The organism is Psychromarinibacter sediminicola, assembly GCF_029168335.1.
Lineage (GTDB): Bacteria > Pseudomonadota > Alphaproteobacteria > Rhodobacterales > Rhodobacteraceae > Psychromarinibacter > Psychromarinibacter sediminicola.
In genome coordinates this window covers 1-5130 of record NZ_JARGYC010000137.1, presented here as the reverse complement: position 1 = coordinate 5130, position 5130 = coordinate 1, and the positions used below count along the sequence as shown (strand labels likewise).

The window sequence follows — 5130 nt, the reverse complement described above, 5'->3', positions numbered from 1 at the left end:
CGGACCGCGCAAGCGGTCCGAAACCTACCGTCCGATCGCCGGCCGGTCGATCGGGTTGCGATAGGTCATGTGCCGGATCGAGCCGGTCTTCGAGCGCATCAGCAGCGTCTCGGTCTCCAGGAACTGCGGCTCGCGCTTCATCCCCTGCAGGATCGAGCCGGTGGTCACGCCGGTCGCGGCAAAGATCACGTCGCGCGTCACCATGTCGTCGCGGGCATAGACCCGGTCGAGATCCGAGATCCCCGCCTTGGCCGCGCGGCCGCGCTCGTCGTCGTTGCGGAACAGCAGCCGGCCCCACATCTGCCCGCCCATGCATTTCAGCGCCGAGGCCGCCAGCACGCCCTCCGGCGCCCCGCCCGAGCCCATATACATGTCGATGCCGGTCTTCTCGTGCTCGGCGCAATGGATCACGCCGGCCACGTCGCCGTCGGTGATCAGCCGGATCGCCGCGCCGGTGGAGCGCAGCTCGGCGATCATCTCCTCGTGGCGCGGCCGTTCCAGCACGCAGACGGTGATGTCCTCGGGCTTGCAGCCCTTGGCCTTGGCCAGTTCGCGCACCCGCTCGGCCGGCGGCATCTCGAGGCCGACGAGATCCTTGGGATAGCCCGGCCCGATCGCCAGCTTGTCCATGTAGACGTCGGGCGCGTGCAGCAGCGTGCCGCGCGGCGCCATGGCGATCACGGTCAGCGCGTTGGGCATGTCCTTGGCGGTCAGCGTCGTGCCTTCCAGCGGGTCCAGCGCGATGTCCACCTCGGGGCCCTGGCCGGTGCCGACCTCCTCGCCAATGAACAGCATCGGCGCCTCGTCGCGTTCGCCCTCGCCGATGACCACGACGCCCTTGATGTCCAGAAGGTTCAGCTGGTCGCGCATCGCGTTGACGGCGGCCTGGTCGGCGGCCTTCTCGTCGCCGCGGCCCACGAGCTTGGCCGAGGCCATCGCCGCCGCCTCCGACACCCGGGCCAGGCCGAGGCTGAGCATGCGGTCGAGAAAGACGGTGTCGTCGGCGGCTTTGGTCATCGGACGGTCCTGCGGCTTGCGTGGTACGGTGCGTCCTACCTACCAGCCTGTGGCCGGCTGGCAAGATGCGCGTCGCCCGGTTCGGGCGCTAACATCGCCGCGCAGCGCGGATCGGTCACAGGGCGCGTCCGGGCGGGCCGCCCGCTCAGACCTCCTCGATCCGGATCGCGACGGGCTGACCCTCGACCACGCCGGTGGCGGCCATGCCGGTCAGCGCCTTGTCCAGCGCCTCGCGCGGGCATTTGTGGGTCACGATCAGCACCGGCGCGGTGGCGCGGGTGTGCCGGTACTGCCGCATCCGGTCGATCGACACGCCGGCCTCGCCCAGCGCGGCGGCGACGCGGGCCAGCGCGCCCGGCTTGTCCTGTAGCTCCATGCGCAGATAGAACTGCGCCGGCGCCGCCGTCTTCGCCGGGGTGGGGGCGGCCAGCGACGAGGCGGGCTGGCCGAAGGTCGACACCCGGATGCCGCGGGCGATGTCCAGCACGTCCGACATCACCGCGCTGGCGGTCGGGCCCTCGCCGGCGCCCGCGCCGCGCAGCACGATCTGCCCGGCCGCATCGCCCTCCAGCACCACCATGTTGGTGCCGCCCTCCAGCTGCCCCAGCGCGCTGTCGGCGGGGACCAGGCAGGGCGCCATGCGCTGCTCCAGCCCGCGGCCGGTCATCTGCGCCACGCCCAGAAGCTTGATGCGGAACCCCATGTCGCGGGCCTGCTCGATATCGGCGATCTCGATGCGCTCGATCCCCTCCAGCTCGACGGCATGAAAGTCCACCCGCGTGCCGAAGGCGATGGCGGCCAGCAGCGCCAGCTTGTGCGCCGCGTCGATGCCGCCCACGTCGAGCGTCGGGTCGGCCTCCAGGTAGCCCAGGGCGTTGGCCTCCTCGAACACGTCCTCGTAGGCCAGCCCGCCATGCTCCATCCGGGTGAGGATGTAGTTGCAGGTGCCGTTCATCACGCCCATGACGCGCTCGACCTCGTTGCCGGCCAGCCCCTCGGTCAGCGCCTTGACGACCGGGATGCCGCCGGCGACCGCCGCCTCGAACCGCAGCGCGGCGCCGGCGGCCTCCGCCGCCTCGGCCAGATCCTGGCCGTGCAGCGCCAGCATCGCCTTGTTGGCCGTCACCACGTCCTTGCCGGCGGCGATGGCGGCCTCGGTCGCGGCCTTGGCCGGCCCGTCCGAGCCGCCCATCAGCTCCACCAGGACATCCACGTCGTCACGCTGCGCCAGCGCGACGGGGTCGTCCTCCCAGGCGTAGTGCTGCAGCCGCACGCCGCGGTCCTTGTCGCGGGTGCGCGCGGAGACCGCGGAAATCTCCACCGGCCGCCCGGTGCGCGCCGTCAACAGACCGGCGCGGCGCTGGACGATCTTGACGACACCGGTGCCCACGGTGCCGAGACCCGCGATTCCGAGGCGCAGGGGGGTGGTCATGGGCCGGTCTCCGTCTGTGGTTGCTGCCGTGCGGCATTGGTTAGCCGGTTGGCCGGCCCGGCGCAACGGGGCCGTGGCCGCGATTTTTCGTCGAAAAATCGGCGCCGCTGCTAGCCGCCCAGCCGCCGCAGGCGCGGCGTCAGGCGCAGCCGGGTGTCGTCGTTGATCGCGATTCCGCGCAGCAGGCGCGCCCGGGCGCGCAGGGCGGCGGCGCGGGCCTCGACGATCTCGCCCTCGCGGGCGGTGGTGCGGGCCAGGTCGCGGCGGTCGAGCACCTCGGTGATCGGCACCAGATCGGGATAGCCGGCGCGCCGGGCCTCGGGGGTGATCGCGGCATCCAGCTCGGGAAAGCGGGTGCATCCCGACAGGACGGCCGCCAGACCCAAAACAAGGCCCAGAGTCACGAGGTGGAACCGCATCGGTGCCCTTCCGGCAGTGAAACCTGCGCGAGTCTACGCCGTGGCTCGCCCTCGTGGCAAGCGAGGGTTTGAAGGCCGGTAATGCTCTGGAAATGCAGCAAAATGAAGTAAAAGAGAAGGATGGTGGGTCGGATGGAGGGCAACGACAGGGGCGAACGCATCCGGGAGGCGGCGCTGCGGCTGTTTGCCCGGCACGGCTATGCGGCCGTCTCGATGCGCCAGATCGCGACCGAGGTCGGCGTGCAGGCCGGCGCGCTCTATCTCTACATTCCCGACAAGCAGACCCTGCTGTTCGACATGATGCGCAGCCAGATGGAGGAGCTGCTGGCCGCCTGGGACGAACTGCCGGCGGCGGGCGCACCCGTCGCGCGGCTGGAGGCGTTCGTGCGGTTTCACATCTGCTACAACCTCGCGCGGCCGGACGCGGCGTTCCTGGGCGCGATGGAGATGCGCAACCTCGAGCCCGAGAACTACCGGGCGGTGGCCCGGCTGCGCGACGGCTACGAGGCGGAACTGGCCGCCATCCTGCGCGACGGTGCCGCTTCGGGGGCGATGCGCGTGCCGGACGTGCGGCTGGCCACCAAGGCGGTGCTGGCGATGCTGAACGGGGTGACGGGCTGGTACCGCGAGGGCGGCCGGCTGAGCCGCGAGCGGGTGGAGCGCATCTACTGGAACATGGTGCGCCGGGCCGTGGGGGCCTGAGCGGGGCGGGCCGGCGCGGTCAGCGCCCGGCGGTGATCTCGACCGTCTGGACCAGGGCGGCGCTGGTGCGGTCGTAGACCAGGATGCGGTCGTCCTCGGTGACCACCGCGTACCAGTCCGGGCCCTGGGTGAAGGCGGTGGCGGTGGCGCCGTCCGGCAGGTCGATGGCCTCGGGCAGGGCGGGCAGGGCGCGGCCGTCCGGGAAGCGGGTGACAAGGAAGGCGATCAGCACTATGAACCCGGCGATCATCACCAGCATCAGCACGGTCACGAGGCGCTGAAGAAGCCTCAGCGACCGGATGTCGCCTGCCTGTTCCGGAGCCTCGTCCATGCCCGTCTCCCGCCTGAGCGTGACTATCGGCGCCGACCCGCCGCCGCGCCTTGATAAGGCACTGGCGCGCGACGTGCCAGAGGATGCGGCGCTGAGCCGGTCGCGGCTGGCGCGGCTGATCGCCGAGGGGGCCGTGACGCGAAACGGCGTGGCGGTGACGGACGGCAAGGCGAAGGTGGCGGCGGGCGAGGTCTTTGATCTGGCGATCGAGGCGGCCGAGGAGACCGACATGGCCGCCGAGGACATCGCGCTGGAGGTGGTGTTCGAGGACGACGCGCTGATCGTGGTGAACAAGCCCGCCGGGATGGTGGTGCATCCGGCGCCGGGCAGCCCCGGGGGGACGCTGGTGAACGCGCTGCTGGCCCATTGCGGCGACAGCCTGTCGGGCGTGGGGGGCGTGGCGCGGCCGGGGATCGTGCATCGGATCGACAAGGATACGAGCGGGCTTCTGGTGGCGGCCAAGACGGACCGGGCGCACCAGGCGCTGGCGGCGCAGTTCGAGGCGCATGACGTGGCGCGGGAGTACCGGGCGGTGGTGCATGGGGTGCCGGATGCGGGCGATCCGCGGCTCCGGGGCGTGCGCGGCGCGTCCTTCGAGGAGGGGGGCGTGCTGAAGCTGACGACCCAGCTGGCGCGGCACCGGACCGACCGGCAGAAGCAGGCGGTGGTGTTCCAGGGCGGCCGGCATGCCGTCACCCGGGCGCGGGTGGCGGAGCGGTTCGGCGCCCCGCCGGCGGCGGCGCTTCTCACCTGCTGGCTGGAGACGGGGCGGACGCATCAGATCCGGGTGCATCTGGCCCATGCCGGGCACGGGCTGATCGGCGATCCGGTCTATGGCGGGCGGCGGACGCTGTCGGCGAAGGCGGTGGGCGCGGCCGGCGCGGCCGCGGCGGCGGCGTTTCCGAGGCAGGCGCTGCATGCGGCGGTGCTGGGGTTCCGGCATCCCGAAGGGGGCCGCGAGATGCGGTTCGAGGCGGCACTGCCGGCCGATATGGAGGGCCTGCTCGAGGCGCTCAGGGGGTGATGTCCGAGGGTGTCCAAGGTTGGACGCTATGTCAAGCCTCTGAAATCGTTACCGATAGCGGTAACGGACGCGGCGGCGTCACACTACACGACACCGACTCAGCCGTGGGGCATTTCCACCTGCATCGCGCGGCGGAACGGCGTGCAGCGCCGCCTCTCGGCGATTGCTTTGCAATCGCCTGTCGGCAGGGCATTTCGAGACGAAA

At 71.6% G+C, this 5130-nt stretch carries 6 protein-coding genes; 2 read left to right on the top strand and 4 right to left on the bottom strand.

All coding sequences use genetic code 11. The annotated features are described in order from the left end of the window. Window positions 1-24: 24 nt before the first annotated feature. The 3 genes from glpX to P1J78_RS24000 form a co-directional block, all read right to left on the bottom strand. Entirely contained in the window at window positions 25-1017 is a 993-nt protein-coding gene (gene glpX, locus P1J78_RS24010; protein ID WP_275569902.1) for a class II fructose-bisphosphatase, read from the bottom strand. Window positions 1018-1162: 145 nt separating this feature from the next. Further along, window positions 1163-2449: a homoserine dehydrogenase gene (locus tag P1J78_RS24005; protein ID WP_275569901.1), complete on the bottom strand. Its 1287-nt coding sequence runs from the start codon at window positions 2447-2449 to the stop codon at window positions 1163-1165. A gap of 110 nt (window positions 2450-2559) precedes the next feature. Further along, window positions 2560-2868 carry a hypothetical protein gene (locus P1J78_RS24000; protein WP_275569900.1) on the bottom strand — a complete coding sequence of 103 codons (309 nt, stop codon included), beginning with the start codon at window positions 2866-2868 and terminating at the stop codon, window positions 2560-2562. A gap of 120 nt (window positions 2869-2988) precedes the next feature. Here P1J78_RS24000 and P1J78_RS23995 point away from each other — a divergent pair, with 120 nt between their 5' ends. Next, a complete protein-coding gene (locus P1J78_RS23995; RefSeq protein ID WP_275569899.1) occupies window positions 2989-3570 on the top strand; it encodes a TetR/AcrR family transcriptional regulator in 582 nt (193 codons plus the stop codon). 19 nt (window positions 3571-3589) lie between these two features. Here the strand turns inward: P1J78_RS23995 and P1J78_RS23990 are convergent, their stop codons facing one another. Next, window positions 3590-3901, bottom strand: a complete 312-nt coding sequence (locus tag P1J78_RS23990; protein WP_275569898.1) for a DUF6476 family protein — start codon at window positions 3899-3901, stop codon at window positions 3590-3592. On the opposite strand from P1J78_RS23990, the gene P1J78_RS23985 reads away from it, so the two are divergent. Continuing rightward, window positions 3900-4925, top strand: a complete 1026-nt coding sequence (locus P1J78_RS23985; protein ID WP_275569897.1) for an RluA family pseudouridine synthase — start codon at window positions 3900-3902, stop codon at window positions 4923-4925. The genes P1J78_RS23990 and P1J78_RS23985 overlap by 2 nt on opposite strands. Window positions 4926-5130 lie beyond the last annotated feature (205 nt).

What these genes read in the sequence shown, in the direction of transcription:
- glpX (WP_275569902.1), bottom strand. Translation starts at nt 1,017, where the DNA reads ATGACCAAAGCCGCCGACGACACCGTCTTTCTCGACCGCATGCTCAGC.
- P1J78_RS24005 (WP_275569901.1), bottom strand. Translation starts at nt 2,449, where the DNA reads ATGACCACCCCCCTGCGCCTCGGAATCGCGGGTCTCGGCACCGTGGGC.
- P1J78_RS24000 (WP_275569900.1), bottom strand. Translation starts at nt 2,868, where the DNA reads ATGCGGTTCCACCTCGTGACTCTGGGCCTTGTTTTGGGTCTGGCGGCC.
- P1J78_RS23995 (WP_275569899.1), top strand. Translation starts at nt 2,989, where the DNA reads ATGGTGGGTCGGATGGAGGGCAACGACAGGGGCGAACGCATCCGGGAG.
- P1J78_RS23985 (WP_275569897.1), top strand. Translation starts at nt 3,900, where the DNA reads ATGCCCGTCTCCCGCCTGAGCGTGACTATCGGCGCCGACCCGCCGCCG.
- P1J78_RS23990 (WP_275569898.1), bottom strand. Translation starts at nt 3,901, where the DNA reads ATGGACGAGGCTCCGGAACAGGCAGGCGACATCCGGTCGCTGAGGCTT.